Origin of the sequence: Streptomyces sp. NPDC051563 (assembly GCF_044454225.1) — a bacterium.
In the GTDB taxonomy this organism is placed as follows: Bacteria; Actinomycetota; Actinomycetes; order Streptomycetales; family Streptomycetaceae; genus Streptomyces.
Genome location: NZ_JBITDL010000015.1, coordinates 138,470 through 152,675, shown reverse-complemented (window position 1 = coordinate 152,675; position 14,206 = coordinate 138,470). Strand labels below are relative to the sequence as shown.

Sequence of the window (14,206 nt, the reverse complement as noted above, 5' to 3'; positions counted from 1 at the left end):
ACATGGAGAAGCCCGTCATGTCTGAATACATCTATGACTACGTCATCATCGGCGGCGGCACCGCCGGTTCGGTGATCGCCTCCCGTCTGACCGAGGACCCGGACGTCACCGTCGCCGTCATCGAGGGCGGACCCTCCGATGTCGACCGGCCAGAAGTCCTCACCCTTAGACGCTGGATGGACCTCCTCGGCGGGGAACTCGACTACGACTACCCGACCACCGAGCAGCCGCGTGGCAACTCGCACATCCGCCACAGCCGTGCCCGGGTACTGGGCGGCTGCTCCTCCCACAACACCCTGATCGCCTTCAAGCCCCTGCCGTCGGACTGGGACGAATGGGCCGCGCACGGCGCCCAGGGCTGGGACGCGGCCGCCATGGAGCCGTACTTCGGCAAGCTGCTCAACAACATCGTGCCGGTGGCCGAGAAGGACCGCAACGCCATAGCCCGCGACTTCGTGGCCTCCGCACGGACGGCCCTCGGCGTACCGCTCGTGGAAGGATTCAACGCGAAGCCCTTCCACGAAGGCGCAGGCTTCTTCGACCTGGCGTACGAGCCGGAGGGGAACAGGCGCTCGTCCGCCTCGGTCGCCTACCTGCACCCCTTCCTGGACCGCCCCAACCTGCACCTGATGCTGGAAACCTGGGCGCACCAGCTGGAGTTCGAGGGCACCCGGGCGACCGGGGTCCACGTACGCACCAAGGACGGCGAAGAGGTCCTCGTACGGGCCGGCCGCGAAGTCGTCGTCTGTGCCGGGGCCGTGGACACCCCCCGTCTGCTGCTGCACTCGGGAATCGGACCGCGCGAAGACTTGACGGCCCTCGGCATCGAGGTGCTCCACGACCTCCCCGGAGTCGGCGAGAACCTGCTCGACCACCCGGAGTCCGTCATCGTCTGGGAGACGCACGGGCCGATACCCGACAACTCGGCGATGGACAGTGACGCGGGCCTGTTCGTGCGACGCGACCCCCAATCGCCGGGACCCGACCTGATGTTCCACTTCTACCAGATCCCCTTCACCGACAATCCGGAACGCCTCGGGTACGAACGACCCCGGCACGGAGTGTCGATGACGCCCAACATTCCCAAGCCCCGCAGCCGGGGCAGGCTCTACCTGACGAGCTCGGATCCGGCGGTCAAGCCCGCCCTCGACTTCAGGTACTTCACGGACGAGGACGATCACGACGGGCGGACCCTGGTGGACGGGATCAGGATCGCCCGCGAGGTGGCCAAGGCGGAACCGCTCGCCTCCTGGCTCGTCCGGGAGGTCTGCCCCGGCCCCGAGGTGACCGGCGACGAGGAACTGAGCGAGTACGCCCGGAAGGTCGCGCACACCGTCTACCACCCCGCCGGCACCTGCCGGATCGGCGCGCAGGACGACGAGCTCGCCGTGGTGGCGCCGGATCTGACCGTTCGGGGGCTGGAGGGCATCCGCATCGCGGACGCTTCCGTATTCCCCACGATTCCCGCGGTGAACCCGATGATCGGCGTACTGATGGTCGGAGAGAGGTGCGCCGACATCCTTGTCCAGGCCTCCGTACCGGGAGGCGATGCCTGATGGACGCCATCACCGAACCCGTGTTCTCCGTACGGAACCTGTGGAAGGTCTTCGGCCCGAAGGCCGGGCGGATCCCCGGCGATCCCCACTGCACGGGACTCTCCGCCGACGAGATCCGCGCGCGGACCGGCTGCACTCCCGCTGTCCGCGACGTATCGTTCGACGTCCGCAAGGGCGAGGTCTTCGTCGTCATGGGACTGTCCGGCTCCGGGAAATCCACCCTGGTGCGCTGCCTGACCCGCCTGATCGAGCCCACCGCCGGTTCCCTCGCCATCGACGGTGAGGACGTCCTCGCCATGGACTCCTCCCAGTTGCGCGAACTGCGCAGGCACCGCGCCGCCATGGTCTTCCAGCACTTCGGCCTGCTGCCGCACCGCTCCGTCCTCGACAACGTCGCCTACGGGCTGGAGATCCAGGGAGTCGGCAAGGCACAGCGCCGCGCCCGCGCCCTGGAGGTCATCGAGAAGGTCGGCCTCACCGGTCTGGAGGACCGCCGCCCGGACCAGCTCTCGGGCGGCCAGCAGCAGCGCGTGGGGCTGGCTCGCGCCCTTGCGGCCGATCCGGAAGTACTGCTGTTCGACGAGCCGTTCAGCGCCCTCGACCCCCTCATCAGGCGCGACATGCAGGAAGAGGTCGTCCGCCTGCACCGGGACGAGGGACGCACGATGGTCTTCATCACCCACGATCTCTCCGAGGCCCTCAAACTCGGAGACCGGATCGCGCTCATGCGCGACGGCGCCGTCGTACAGCTGGGCACACCCGAGGAGATCGTGACCCGGCCTGCCGACGACTACGTACGGGACTTCGTCCGCGACGTGGCGCGCGAGCAAGTCGTCACCGTCGCCCGGGCCATGCGCCCGGCGCGTGCGCACGAGGCCGGCACGGGTGTCCCGCTGGCTCCGGACGCCACCGTCGCGGAAGGCATCGCGGCCGTCGCGCGGGACGGCGTACCGGCCCGTGTCATGGCCGACGGCCGCCTCCTCGGCATCGTCGACCACGCGGCGCTCCTCGCGGTCGTCGCCGGTGTCGAACCACCGGCAGCCGACGCGGACGTGGTGACGGCGTGAGCACCACGGCGCCGGCCCCGCCGGTCGAAGGCGACCGCCCCCGAATCCAGCGGAACGCCACCTCGTGGTGGCCGGTCCGGCGGCCCCCACCGCCTTCCGCCCGGACGGTGCTCCTGGTCCTCGCCCTGCTGCTGCCGGCCGCCGCACTGTTCGGCGACGCGGGCTGGCCCCAAGCCCTGCGCATCGACCTCGTCCCCACCCTGGACTCCTTCGCCGACTGGGTGGTGGACAACCGCGACACCCATCCGGTGTTCCTCTACTTCCTGCTGCACCTGTCGAACGCGGCCACCGACTCGGTGGACTGGGTGCACGGGCTGCTGACCTCGGCAGGCTGGGCCGGGGTACTGGTCTGCGCCGCGGCGCTCGCCTGGTACGTGTCGGGAGCGGGCCGCAAGGGACTGCGGCACGCGGGCGTGGCCTTCGGGTCGCTGGCCGGCTGTGGGCTGCTGGGTCTCTGGGACGAGGCCGCGGAGACGCTTGCCCTGATGCTGGTGTCCGTCGCCGCGGCCTCCGTGCTCGGACTGCTGCTCGGCCTGGCCGCCGGACTGTCCGACACCGCCCAGCGGATCCTTCGTCCGGTGCTGGACACGATGCAGGTGCTGCCGTCGTTCGCGTACTTGCTGCCGCTCGTCCTGGTCTTCGGCATCGGCACCCCGTCCGCGCTGATCACCACGGTCGTGTACGCGACGCCGCCCATGGTCCGCATGACCGCCCTGGGACTGCGGGGCGCCGACGCATCGGTGCTGGAGGCCTCCCGCTCCCTCGGCTCGACGCGCTGGCAGCGGCTGCGCACCGCGCGGCTGCCGCTGGCCCGCCCGCAATTGCTCCTCGGCCTCAACCAGACGATCATGATGGCCCTGTCCATGGTGGTCATCGCCTCCGTCGTCGGCGCGGGCGGTCTCGGCGAGAGCATCTACCAGGCCCTCAAGACCCGCGACTTCGGGCAGGGCCTCACGGCAGGCCTGGCGATCGTCCTGATCGCCGTGTGGCTCGACCGTACGACGGCCGCGGCCGGAGCGCGCACCGGCGCCGGCCCCGGACGGCGGACGGCCGGAATCGCCCTCGCGGTCGCCGCGGCCGGCCTGGCGGTGGCACAGTTCACCGCGCGTGCCTGGCCCATGGGGATGACCGTGGGCTTCGCCGCCCCGCTGAACACCTTCATGGACTGGGTCGTCGGCTCCTTCTACCAGGACGTGCCCGTGCTCGGCGGTACGGACGTCTGGGCGGGCACCTTCACCACCTGGGTGCTCAACCCGCTCAACGACGGTCTCCAGGCACTGCCCTGGTGGTCGCTCCTCATACTGGCCGGCGCCATCGCCTGGCTGGTGGGAACCTGGCGCGGAGCGGTCACAGCCGTCCTGGCGCTGTCCTGCGTCGGAGTGCTCGGCATCTGGAGCAATTCCCTCTACACCCTCTCCCAGGTGCTCGTCGCCGTCACGCTCACCCTGCTGCTGGGCTTCGCACTCGGCGTCCTCGCCGCCCGGGTGAAGTGGGCCGAACGGCTGCTGCGCCCGGTGTTCGACGCCATGCAGACGCTGCCCCAGTTCATCTACCTCATCCCGGTGGTGCAGCTCTTCAACGCCGGCCGGGTCGCCGCGATCACCGCCGCTGCCGTCTACGCGCTGCCCGCCGTGGTACGCATCACCACCCAGGGCCTGCGGCAGGTCAGCCCCGCGGCCATGGAGGCGTCCCGCTCGCTGGGAGCCACCACCTGGCAACAGATCCGACAGGTGCAGTGGCCGCTGGCACGTCCCGCCCTTCTCGTCGCCGCCAACCAGGGCGTCGTACTCGTCCTCGCCGTCGTCGTCATCGGCGGCCTGGTCGGCGGCGGAGCCCTCGGCTTCGACGTGGTCAAGGGCCTGACCGCGGGCGAACTCGGCACTGGCCTGGTCGCCGGCGCGGGCATCGTCTGCCTGGGACTGATGCTCGACAAACTCACCCAGCCTGCCACGTCGTCGGCCCAGGGGCCCACCGCCGCCGACCGATGACACGCGGTCCCATGCCCGGTCTCCGGCCCCTGCCTTACCTCCTCCCCCACGAAAGGCACTTCACCATGATCATGAACACCCGTACACGAACCCGCACCAGCCGGACGGGCATCGCGGCGGCGGGCGTGCTCGCGCTGCTCACCATCAACGCGTGCGGCGCGGCCGACACCGGCGACAGCTCCAAGGTCGTCAGCCTGCACACCCCGTCATGGGTGGGCGCCGAGGTCAACACCGCTGTCGCGGCATACCTGCTGGAGCACGAGCTCGGCTACACGGTCAAGACGAAGCAGATGGACGAGACCCCCGCCTGGGACGCGATGAGCCAAGGCAAGATCGACGCCATACTGGAGGACTGGGGCCACCCTCAGGAGGAGAAGCGCTACGTCGAGGGCAACAAGAGCGTCGTCGCGGCGGGCGACCTCGGCGTCACGGGACACATCGGCTGGTTCGTGCCGAAGTACGTCGCGGACGAGCACCCGGACGTCGTCGACGCGAAGAACCTGAACAAGTACGCCGACCTGTTCAAGACTCCGGAGAGCGGAGACCAGGGCCAGTTCATCAAGGGCGACCCGTCATACGTCTCGTACGACAACGCGCTGATCAAGAACCTAGCCCTCAACTACAAGCCGATCGAGGCCGGGGCCGAGGCCACCCACCTGGCACAGCTGGAGCAGCTGTACAAGAACAAGAAGCCCTTCCTCACCTACTGGTGGACCCCGCAGTGGATGAACGCGACCCTGGACCTGGTCGAGGTGAAGCTGCCCGAGTACAAGGAGGGCTGCGACCAGGACAAGAACGCCGTCGCCTGCGCCTATCCCGACGTACCGCTCAAGAAGTGGATGAACTCAGACTTCTCCTCGAAGGACAGCGACGCGGCGAAGTTCCTGAAGAACTTCCGGTGGACCACGGAGCAGCAGAACCTTGTCGCCAAGTACGTGGCCGCCGACAAGATGACCCCCGAGAAGGCCGCCGAGAAGTGGGTCGAGGAGAACGAGTCCGTCTGGAAGACGTGGCTGCCCAAGAATTAGCCCCCGTAGGCAACGCACCCGGTCAGGTCCTGCTCCGCGCCGCCGCCCGGCAGGGCCGACCGCTGCGCCTGCCCGTCCGTTGATTGCGAATGCGGTGGCGAGGCTCACTCCAGGCGGTAGAAACAGCCTTGGTGGCCCGAGAGGGCCGTCGCGAGGGAGGTGACCTTCTTCGCGTCGGCTACAGGGCCGTCACCCCTGACGGCGGCGGTGGCCCCTGCAACAATGTCGAGAGGGGTGAGGCCCTTGCCTCCGCTGAGCCATTTCTCGTGCCTCAGATCCACCCGGCCCTCCGTCCCGGTCCCTTTCAGCTGTGCCTGCCCGAGCCTCTTGCGCTCCGGTGCGCTGGTGTCCTCGTAGGTGAGGACTGCCGTCAGCCGATCAACCGGCTCGCGGCCGCCCAGGTCCGTACCCTCGCGGCGGATGTCCAGGACGAGGTAGAGGTAGAGCCCCGGCTCAGACTGCCCGACCTCGCCCGCGAACCGGCACCCCGCGACGCCTTCGTACCGGCCCTCGAACCCGCCGCTGTTCGTGTCCACGCGCGGGAGCGTGCCGGGCAGACTGCGCTGCTTCAGATACTGGGCCGCCGCGTCGTGCATCTCCTGGAACGGATAGAGCGCGTGAGCGGATTTCTGCCCGGTCGCCGCGCCCAGCAGCTCCTTCACTTGGTTGGTCACCAGGTCCCCAGGCTTTCGGCCTCCGCCGCAGAAGAAGTCCTTCATGTCACAGTAGGAACGTGACACTTCGGCGAGCCCGGCGGGAACCTGGTCCTTCGGACCGCCGAACACGCCCTCGACGCCCTTGGCGTACGTCCCCTGCGCGATCCGCGAATCGCGGAAGGTCGGATCGCCGAACAGGGCGACGTACGCCACGCGAGCCCGCGTCGGTGCGTCCAGCAGGAACAACGCCTCTCGCATCGCGTGTGCACCCTGCGAATATCCACCGAGGATGAACCTCTGCGGCTGCTTGTCCTTGCTCCCGGCTTCCGCCTTGTCGCAGCGGGCGTTGCGTTCGTTCAACCACCGGGCCGCCTCCTGTGAACCCGCCAGTCGGCTGTCGTGGTAGGCGCCCGATGCCGCCCTGGTCCGGTACGCCTCCCAGTTGCTCGCCTGCCCTCCGAGCGCCGGGTACTCCACGGACACGAACCCCAACGTGACGTCGTGCCGCAGCACCTCGTCGATCGCGTCGAAGAAGCGCCGGGTCTCGGGCTGGCCGGTGACCTCCTGGGGTTGACTCGATCCCCGCGCGAACACCACGATGTAGTTCTCCGAGCAGTCCTGGGAGAGTTCCGCGGCGTAGCGTTGGGAGGGACCCTGTCCGACCGTCTCGCGGGAGCACCCCGCCAGAGCGATCCACAGCAGTACCACGACGATCAGGCAGCCTCGACGACGGATCACGGCCTCGCCACTCCCCCCGACGCGCTAGCGCACGCCCCCTCTAATGAGGCTAGCGGCCCCTTGGGGGCTCGGACAGGCGCCGAGGGCCCCGCGATCGAGCGGACGGCTACGGAGATCTCCGCCCTGGAGCGGCTTGCCACGAGGACCGCGCGCGGCCAGCGCGGCTGGGCGGTCTGGTGGAGGTTCGTCGAAACCTGGGCGGGTCTGGCCGTCGCGGCCCTCTCCGCGGTGGCAGGCCTGGCCATCCTGTCCGCCGAGGAGAACCAGGCCCCCGCGGCTGCCCTCGCCCTCACGTCGGCCGTGCTGGGAGCCGTACTCGGCTTCACCCGCCCCGCCGAGCAGGCACACAAGGCCGAGACCCTGGCGCTGCTCTGCGAGGGCTTCGAGCGCCGCGCCCGCTACGCCCGAACTCTGACTCTGCAAGAACTGGACGCCGACGGGGCGCGCTCGCTGCTGGCCGGCCTCGCCGACCGGTGGGACGCCATCCGCTGGGACGACCTGCAGAACCAGCTCGACAAGCAGACTCCCGGCCGGCCCTGAGCGCGGCCGCTGATCAGTGGCCCGCGAACTCACCGGTGAGTCTGGCATGCAGGTCAGCGCTGGTGTCGTTCAGCCCGGTGATCTCGACCGTCTTGCCGCGCGCCGCGTACTTCGTCCCGACGGCGTCGAGCACCGTGCCTGACGAGGCGTCCCAGGCATGGGCGGCCGACAGGTCGATGATGACCCTGTCGGGATCTCCCGCGTAGTCGAACCGTCCGATGAGGTCGTTGGCGGAGTCGAAGAAGCGCTCCCCGGTCACGGCATAGACGACTGCTCCCGTCGGGGTCGGTGACGGAAGTTACGTCCACGAAGCGGGTAACGCGGCGGGCGAAGACGACCACCGCCGTGACCGAGCCGACGACCACTCCGACGGCGAGGTTGTGGGTCGCGACTGCCGGAACCCAGCGTGCCTCAGCGGCACGGGCGGCGGAGTCTCGCCCAAGCGGCGACGCCTCCGACGGTCAGCTGCGGCCGAAGACGCCTTGGCCGGTGTCTTCGTCAGCATCTCTGGCTCCAACCGTCTGCGGACGCACGATGACAACCGGACATGCCGCGTGCGAGGCACACCGCCGGCTGACCGAGCCCAGCACCAGGCCGGTGAATGCCCCCAGGCCCCTACTCCCCACGACGAGCAGTTCCGCCCCGGCGGAGGCCTCGATCAGGGCCTCCGCCGCGTTCCCCCACACGACGTGCCGGTCGATCGGCACGTCGCCGTCCGGGAGGTGCGCCTTCTGGACCTCGTCGCTCAGAGCCTGTCTGGCCTCCGCCTCGTTGACCTCTGCGGATCCCGCCGGAGCGGACCAGTCCACCGCTGCATCCGGCACGTTGTAAGCCGCCACGGCATCCACCGTCCCTGCGATCAAACGCGCATACCGCAGCCCCCAGCGAAGCGCCTCGTACGGGGCAGGAGACCCATCGACCCCCACCACGACACGGGGAGTCCGATCCATGGCGTCCATGGCTTCACCCCTCCTCCTTCGCCTCGTCCCGGCGTCCGGCACATCCGTCGGACGGACTACTGAGCACCTATCCAGGACATTCATCTCCAGTCGCAGAGAGCCCCTGCGTAGCGACGGTCCTCCGCCGGTTCCGCCGTGGCCAAGCGTCAACGCACACCCGGGGGAATCGCTCGTTCAGCACGCTGTTCCACGTCGCCGCCCGCCTGTTCGTCTGTCTGGCCGTCTGCGAGCGGATTCAGCGGGCTGCCTGTCGGGAGTGCAGGCCGGTGCTGGGTCGACCGCTGGTTCACTTGCCGTCGAGGAGGCCCGGAGGGATGCCGGAGGTGCTGTCGGCCTCGGCGGCATCAGCGAGGGCCCGAGCCGCAGCCTCCGCCGCTTGCGCCGCGTCGTCCCGGGCGGACTTGTCGTCCGAGGTCTTCTCTCGGGTCGAGGCCTTGTCCTCCAAGCTGGGTCGATACACGCGCTGTGAGCGGTGCGCAGCGGTCTCTACGGGGCGGCGATGACGACGGCGTAGGTGCCGGCGCCCAGGAGGCGGTCTCCTGGGATCTCCTGGCCGCCGACGATGAGGTGCTGGACGTGCCCGGTGGTTTCGTCGAAGTCGATGTCGTGGAGGAGGCCCATGTCCTGGCCGGTTTCGGTGAGGACGCGCTTGCCGATCGGGTCGTGGTGCTTGTCCGCCGGGACCGAGGTGTCGCTGTCGGTGCGGATGTTGTCTGCGGAGCGTACGGTGACGGCGTCGGGGCCGAGCGTCTGGACGTCGGACCACTTCACCAGGGTGCCCGCGCCTTTGCCTTTGAGCCGGAGAGCAGCGATGCGGGCGGGCGTCGGGGCGATGGCGAGTCCGGTGACGGTGGCCAGGGTCTCGGCGGTGACCAGGGCGACGACGGCGCGGCCCTTGGTCTGGCTGAACAGCATCAGGCCTCCTGTTCGAGGCGGGTGCGCAGGCCGTGGACGGCTGCGGAGAACCCGGCCAGGTCACCTGCGGTGAACTCGGCGGTGACGTCCGGCACGAGGACCATCTCCCCGGAGATGGCGACGGGGTTGATCACCGGCAGCAGGACACGGTGGCGTCCGTGCCCCTCGGGTTCGACTTCGTACCCGGCCACGGCCGGTTTCCTGCCACTGTCGATGATCACGTCGACGATCTTGCCGAGGCTTGTGCCGCCCTCGGTCATCACCCGGGCCCCGATGACGTTCCCGCCGCCGGAGGCTGTTGCGTCCCTGGCGGTCTGGTCGTCGTCGGCGAGCGCGTTCTCGTCACGGACCATCACCGCGTCCGGCCCCAGAGCGTGCACCCGGCTCCACAGCAGCTCACGCCTGAGGGGGCCGGAAAACACTCCGCGACCGCTCAGGGTGAAACAGCGCACGCCACCGTGCGCCGCGTCGAAGACGATGTCCTTGACCTGGGCGACGTCCTCGCCGCCGAGGGTCACCACCGGCAGCTTGGCGATCTCACTCGCCCGCACGTACCCGGTCACGGCCCCGACCCGCTTCCACCGCGCGGAGGGCGCTTGCCACCCGCAATGACCCCGCCGCCGCGACGACGGGCCTGCACCCCGAGCAGCGACACCAAGCATACCGCCACGACCGCCAGAGCTACGAGCACCCAGACCCACCAGTCCATGCGCGGCACCTCCCAGCCCCCGGTCTGCCCGTCGGTCCTGCTGCCAGTATGCGACGGGCCCACGCCGGTGTCGACGCCAGCGGACGGGCGGGCCCGAAAGCCGCCCGCCTCCCGCGGTATACCGCGGGAGGCGGGCGACGGATGCGCGGGCTCCGGCTGCCGGTCATGGTCACAGACCACCTCCGACGTCACCAAGGCGGTCTGAACGCATCACATCCAGACCAGACACCGGCCAGCCCACCGCAACTGTCATGAACGGATCAGGCTGGGCACTCAGGCCAGGTCCGTCAGCTCCTCCGCGAACACCTGCGACAGAGGCTGCGGTCCCACGTACTGCTGGCAGTTGCACTGGCCCGCCTCGTAGCGCAAGGGTTTCTTGTTCTCGTCCCAGGCTGTTGGCGTCTCGACGCGTTCGTGACACTGGCCCTGCTTGTCGTGCTTGGCGAGGTGATGCGTACATCCGCATACGGGCTCCGGCGGCTTGTGCGCCGTTTCGATGGCCAATCGTTCCTGCTTAGTCGCCTCCAGCAACTGCAACTTGCGCTCATGCCGATTGCGCAGTGCGGTGCGGACGTTGTCGGCTGCCCAGGCGAAGCCTCCCGTCCAGAAGATGATAAGAATCCACCAGAACCAGTCCACCAGCTGTCCCTTCCCCCTGTCTTGCTGTGCGGTCAGCATAGATGGCTCATCCGAGCACCCTTCGAGAGGCGGCCGGGTCTTCCTCTCGGCGCGACTTGCCAGTACAGGGCCGTGTCGTCTACCGCTCAGGCGCAGGTACTGACACCAGACTCTTCGTGATCGTCGTTCGCCGTGCGGACCCACTCGTACAGAGGACAGGGACTTGCTCCACCGACTTCTCGGCGATCAGCAGGGCGTAGCCGAGCACACCGTCCGCCACAGCCCCGCCTGCCGCGCTGAGGACCACAGGGGCGGCGTCGAGGTCGACGTCGGCGGCGGTGAGCTTGTTCGGGGCGGTCATCCGCAGCAGGTTCACCCTGGCCTCGATCTGGTCGATCATCCGCAGCATCGCGCCGTCGTGGAGTTCGGTGTGCAGCGTGCGCAGGCCCGCGGCGTCCAGGATTCGGATGTACTCGTCCAGCGGCCGGGCATCGGCAATGCAGGCGATCCGGGCGCCGAGGCCGGTGAGTTTGCCCGGAGCCGGTCGCCGGTGGCGGTGACGTCGGTGATGCCGAGCCAGCCGCCGGGCCGCAGGACGCGGGCGAACTCGGCCGCTGCCCGCTCCTTGTCGGGGAAAGTGCACAGGGCGCACTCGCACCTGTGCATCGAAGATACCGTCCGGGAAGGGAAGGTGTTCCGCGTCCCCGGTGGCGACCAGGTGAGGGCGCCTTTCGGAACCCACGTGACGTCCACATTCTCCGCATCGTCGGCGTTGGCCGAACCCCGCCCGCCAGGTACTCGCACAGGAAGTCCCGACGGGCTAGATGTATTGCGCACGAGCGTTGTTGACACTGGACAAGTCTTGAACATGGCGAAGACCTCCGGTGTGGTGGGAGCTGTCTAGGAACCCATTGCATCACGGAGGTCTTCGTGTCCCACCGTAATGCCAGACTGACCGTCTTCGGGAGGCGGCTGCTGATCGAACGCGTCGCATCGGGCCGGCCGGTCGCGCACGTGGCCGCCGAGATGGGCATATCGCGGGCCACCGCCCACAAGTGGATCCGCCGCTGGCGGGCCGAAGGCGAGGCCGGGCTGCACGACCGCTCCAGCCGGCCTTGCACGAGACCGCACCGCACCCCCGCCGACGTCGAGGCGAAAGTCTGTGGCCTGCGCCGGGCCCGCAAACTCGGCCCCGCCCGGATCGGCCCGGTCCTGGGGCTGCCCGCCTCGACCCCAGTCAGGTGGCATGGCGCCCAGGCGGTGCGGGTGTGGCTTGTGCGATGAGGACGGCGACGTCGTCGTGGTCGTCGGGGTGTCGCAGGGAGTGCAGGAGCCACTGGCAGGTGTCGTCCAAGGGCCGGCGTGGTCCGTCCAGGGTGTGCAGCAGGGTGTTCAGGCGTTCGTCGATGGAGTGCTGGCGCGTTTCGACGAGGCCGTCGGTGTAGAGGACGAGGCGGTCGCCGGGGTTCAGGTCGAAGGCGGTGGTGTGGAAGGCGATGCCACCCACGCCGAGGGGTGCGCCGGTGGGCAGGTCGAGCAGCCGGGGGCGGCGGCCGGCCGCGGCGAGGACCGGCGGAAGGTGCCCGGCATTGGCGATGCGGCACCGGTGGTCGTGGGGGTCGTAGACGGCGTAGATGCAGGTGGCGATGTAGTGCTCGAGCCCGCAGGTGATCTTGTCGAGGTGCTGGAGGACCTGGTCGGGTTCAAGATCTAGGTCGGCGAAGGCGCAGGTGGCGGTGCGCAAGCGCCCCATGGTCGCGGCGGCGTCGATGCCGTTGCCCATGACGTCGCCGACCACCAGGGCCGTCTTGTCGCCGTCCAGCGGGATGACGTCGTACCAGTCGCCTCCGACCTCGTGGGATGCCAGAGCAGGCTGGTAGAGGGAGGCGACGTCCAGGCCGGTGAGTGAGGGCGGGTGGCCGGGCAGGAGACTGCGCTGAAGGGTTTCGGCGGTGTTGCGGACGCTCTGGTGCCAGCGGGCGTTGTCGATGGCGATGGCGGCGCGGGCGGCGAGCTCCACGGCGAGGAGTACGTCGTCTTCGTCGAAGGGGAGCGGGTTGCGGGCGCGCAGCAGGTCGAAGGCGCCGAGGACCTCGTTGCGGGCGATCAGCGGCACCGCGAGGTAGGAGTGGACGCCTGCCTCGGCGAAGGCGGCCGCGCCGTCGGCATCGCGGGCGATGCGCCGCAGATCGTTGCCGCCGGCCTGGGCGACGACGATGGGCTGCCCTGTGTGGACGCACCGGGTGATCAGGCGGTCCGCGCCGTACGCGGCGAGGTCGCCGGCCTTCATGGCGGTGGCGGCCGGGGTGGGGTAGGCGGAGGCCACGGCGAGCGCGCGGAACACCTCCGGGCCCGATTCCCGGGCGGGGGTGGTGCGGCGGAAGGCCAGGACGGAGTCGAGGACGTCGACCGCCGCGATGTCGGCCAGGTCGGGAACGGCGACCTCGGCCAGTTCCTGGGCGGTCGTCTCCACCTCCAGGGTGGTGCCGACTCGGGCGGAGGCATCGGCGATCACAGCCAGGCGGCGCCGGGCCCGGTCCGCCTCGATGGCGGCCCGGTGGCGTTCGCTGACGTCTACCACCGAGCTCGCCACCCCGATCACCCGACGGCTGCGGGTCTCAATCCGGAAGTACGACACCGACCATGCGTGATCGTGATCCGGGTCAGCCCGGGTGCGGCCGACTGTGTACTGATCGATCAGCGGTGTGCCGGTGAGCAGCACCTGCCGCAGCGCGGACTCGATGGTGTCGATGTCGAGGAACGGCAGGATGTCGCCGGGGCGGCAGCCGATGTGGTCGGCGGCCGGAATGCCGTTGATGCGTTCCAGGGCCGGGTTGACCAGCAGGTAGCGCAGGTCGGCATCCAGCAGGGCAATGCCGATGGGAGCCTGCGAGACCAGACGCTCGGACAGGGCCAGTCCGGTCTCCACCCGCGCCAGTGTGCTCTGGTCTGCGGCGATGCCCAGGGCGTAGACGTCGCCTAGGTCATCCAGCAGCCGCATGTTGCGGAACTCCACCAGGCGCGTGCTGCCGTCCTTGTACCGGATGGGGAACGCGCCGGCCCAGGACGCCCCGGTGCTCATCACCTCGGCGAACAGCTTGACCACGAGGTCCTGGTGCTCCTCGTGGACCAGCAGGTGCGCCGCGTACTGGCCCAGGGCCTCCTCGGCCGTGTAGCCGAACACCTCATCGGCCTGCGGGCTCCAGAACACGATCCGCCCGCGGGTGTCGAGCACGACCGCGGCCACACTGAGCAGGTCGAGCAGCCCTCCCGGCGGTGACGTGGCCGCCCGGCGGTCCCGCTCCTGTCCCGGGAGCGACTCGCGTGCACCCATCCTGGATGGCTCCCTCCTCGGGCGGAGCCCGCCAAGGGGGCGCGCGCCGTTTGGGGGCTTCCCTTCCATGCTGCGCCCCCGGTGGCTGTTCATCACCG

14 protein-coding genes and 2 pseudogenes are annotated in these 14,206 nt (G+C 69.6%); 6 read left to right on the top strand and 10 right to left on the bottom strand.

The window, feature by feature from the left end; genetic code table 11:
• Nucleotides 1-17: 17 nt before the first annotated feature.
• From ACIA8F_RS19605 to ACIA8F_RS19590, 4 genes are all read left to right on the top strand, one after another.
• Nucleotides 18-1,556: a GMC family oxidoreductase gene (locus tag ACIA8F_RS19605; protein WP_399380251.1), complete on the top strand. Its 1,539-nt coding sequence runs from the start codon at nt 18-20 to the stop codon at nt 1,554-1,556.
• Nucleotides 1,556-2,623 (top strand): glycine betaine/L-proline ABC transporter ATP-binding protein, encoded by a 1,068-nt coding sequence (locus ACIA8F_RS19600; RefSeq protein ID WP_399380249.1) that lies wholly within the window; start codon nt 1,556-1,558, stop codon nt 2,621-2,623. The genes ACIA8F_RS19605 and ACIA8F_RS19600 overlap by 1 nt, the downstream gene beginning before the upstream one ends.
• A complete protein-coding gene (locus ACIA8F_RS19595) occupies nt 2,620-4,611 on the top strand; it encodes an ABC transporter permease (protein ID WP_399380247.1) in 1,992 nt (663 codons plus the stop codon). Before ACIA8F_RS19600 ends, ACIA8F_RS19595 begins: the two co-directional genes overlap by 4 nt.
• Before the next feature lie 71 nt (nt 4,612-4,682).
• Nucleotides 4,683-5,639, top strand: coding sequence for an ABC transporter substrate-binding protein (locus ACIA8F_RS19590; protein ID WP_399380387.1), 957 nt, complete (start codon nt 4,683-4,685; stop codon nt 5,637-5,639).
• 104 nt (nt 5,640-5,743) lie between these two features.
• Here ACIA8F_RS19590 and ACIA8F_RS19585 read toward each other — a convergent pair whose 3' ends face one another.
• Nucleotides 5,744-7,033, bottom strand: coding sequence for a cutinase family protein (locus ACIA8F_RS19585; RefSeq protein ID WP_399380245.1), 1,290 nt, complete (start codon nt 7,031-7,033; stop codon nt 5,744-5,746).
• A gap of 60 nt (nt 7,034-7,093) precedes the next feature.
• Between ACIA8F_RS19585 and ACIA8F_RS19580 the strand changes: the two genes are divergently transcribed.
• Entirely contained in the window at nt 7,094-7,573 is a 480-nt protein-coding gene (locus tag ACIA8F_RS19580; protein WP_399380243.1) for a hypothetical protein, read from the top strand.
• 13 nt (nt 7,574-7,586) lie between these two features.
• Here the strand turns inward: ACIA8F_RS19580 and ACIA8F_RS19575 are convergent.
• The 8 genes and pseudogenes from ACIA8F_RS19575 to ACIA8F_RS19540 all read right to left on the bottom strand — a co-directional run.
• Nucleotides 7,587-7,965, bottom strand: a pseudogene (locus ACIA8F_RS19575) (STAS domain-containing protein); the annotation flags it as partial.
• A gap of 69 nt (nt 7,966-8,034) precedes the next feature.
• Nucleotides 8,035-8,532, bottom strand: coding sequence for a universal stress protein (locus tag ACIA8F_RS19570; RefSeq protein WP_399380241.1), 498 nt, complete (start codon nt 8,530-8,532; stop codon nt 8,035-8,037).
• Between the two features lie 286 nt (nt 8,533-8,818).
• Nucleotides 8,819-8,977 carry a hypothetical protein gene (locus tag ACIA8F_RS19565; RefSeq protein WP_399380239.1) on the bottom strand — a complete coding sequence of 53 codons (159 nt, stop codon included), beginning with the start codon at nt 8,975-8,977 and terminating at the stop codon, nt 8,819-8,821.
• A 41-nt stretch (nt 8,978-9,018) separates the two neighbouring features.
• Nucleotides 9,019-9,447, bottom strand: coding sequence for a PRC-barrel domain-containing protein (locus ACIA8F_RS19560; protein ID WP_399380237.1), 429 nt, complete (start codon nt 9,445-9,447; stop codon nt 9,019-9,021).
• Nucleotides 9,447-10,010: a PRC-barrel domain-containing protein gene (locus ACIA8F_RS19555; RefSeq protein WP_399380235.1), complete on the bottom strand. Its 564-nt coding sequence runs from the start codon at nt 10,008-10,010 to the stop codon at nt 9,447-9,449. Before ACIA8F_RS19555 ends, ACIA8F_RS19560 begins: the two co-directional genes overlap by 1 nt.
• A gap of 419 nt (nt 10,011-10,429) precedes the next feature.
• Entirely contained in the window at nt 10,430-10,795 is a 366-nt protein-coding gene (locus ACIA8F_RS19550) for a hypothetical protein (protein ID WP_399380386.1), read from the bottom strand.
• A 118-nt stretch (nt 10,796-10,913) separates the two neighbouring features.
• On the bottom strand, nt 10,914-11,174 hold the full coding sequence (locus ACIA8F_RS19545; protein ID WP_399380233.1) for a hypothetical protein: 261 nt from the start codon (nt 11,172-11,174) through the stop codon (nt 10,914-10,916).
• A complete protein-coding gene (locus ACIA8F_RS19540; protein WP_399380231.1) occupies nt 11,171-11,440 on the bottom strand; it encodes a class I SAM-dependent methyltransferase in 270 nt (89 codons plus the stop codon). The genes ACIA8F_RS19545 and ACIA8F_RS19540 overlap by 4 nt, the downstream gene beginning before the upstream one ends.
• A gap of 264 nt (nt 11,441-11,704) precedes the next feature.
• Between ACIA8F_RS19540 and ACIA8F_RS19535 the strand changes: the two are divergent.
• Nucleotides 11,705-12,007: pseudogene (locus ACIA8F_RS19535) on the top strand (helix-turn-helix domain-containing protein); the annotation flags it as partial.
• Between the two features lie 4 nt (nt 12,008-12,011).
• Here ACIA8F_RS19535 and ACIA8F_RS19530 read toward each other — a convergent pair.
• On the bottom strand, nt 12,012-14,108 hold the full coding sequence (locus tag ACIA8F_RS19530; RefSeq protein ID WP_399380230.1) for a SpoIIE family protein phosphatase: 2,097 nt from the start codon (nt 14,106-14,108) through the stop codon (nt 12,012-12,014).
• Between the last annotated feature and the right edge of the window lie 98 nt (nt 14,109-14,206).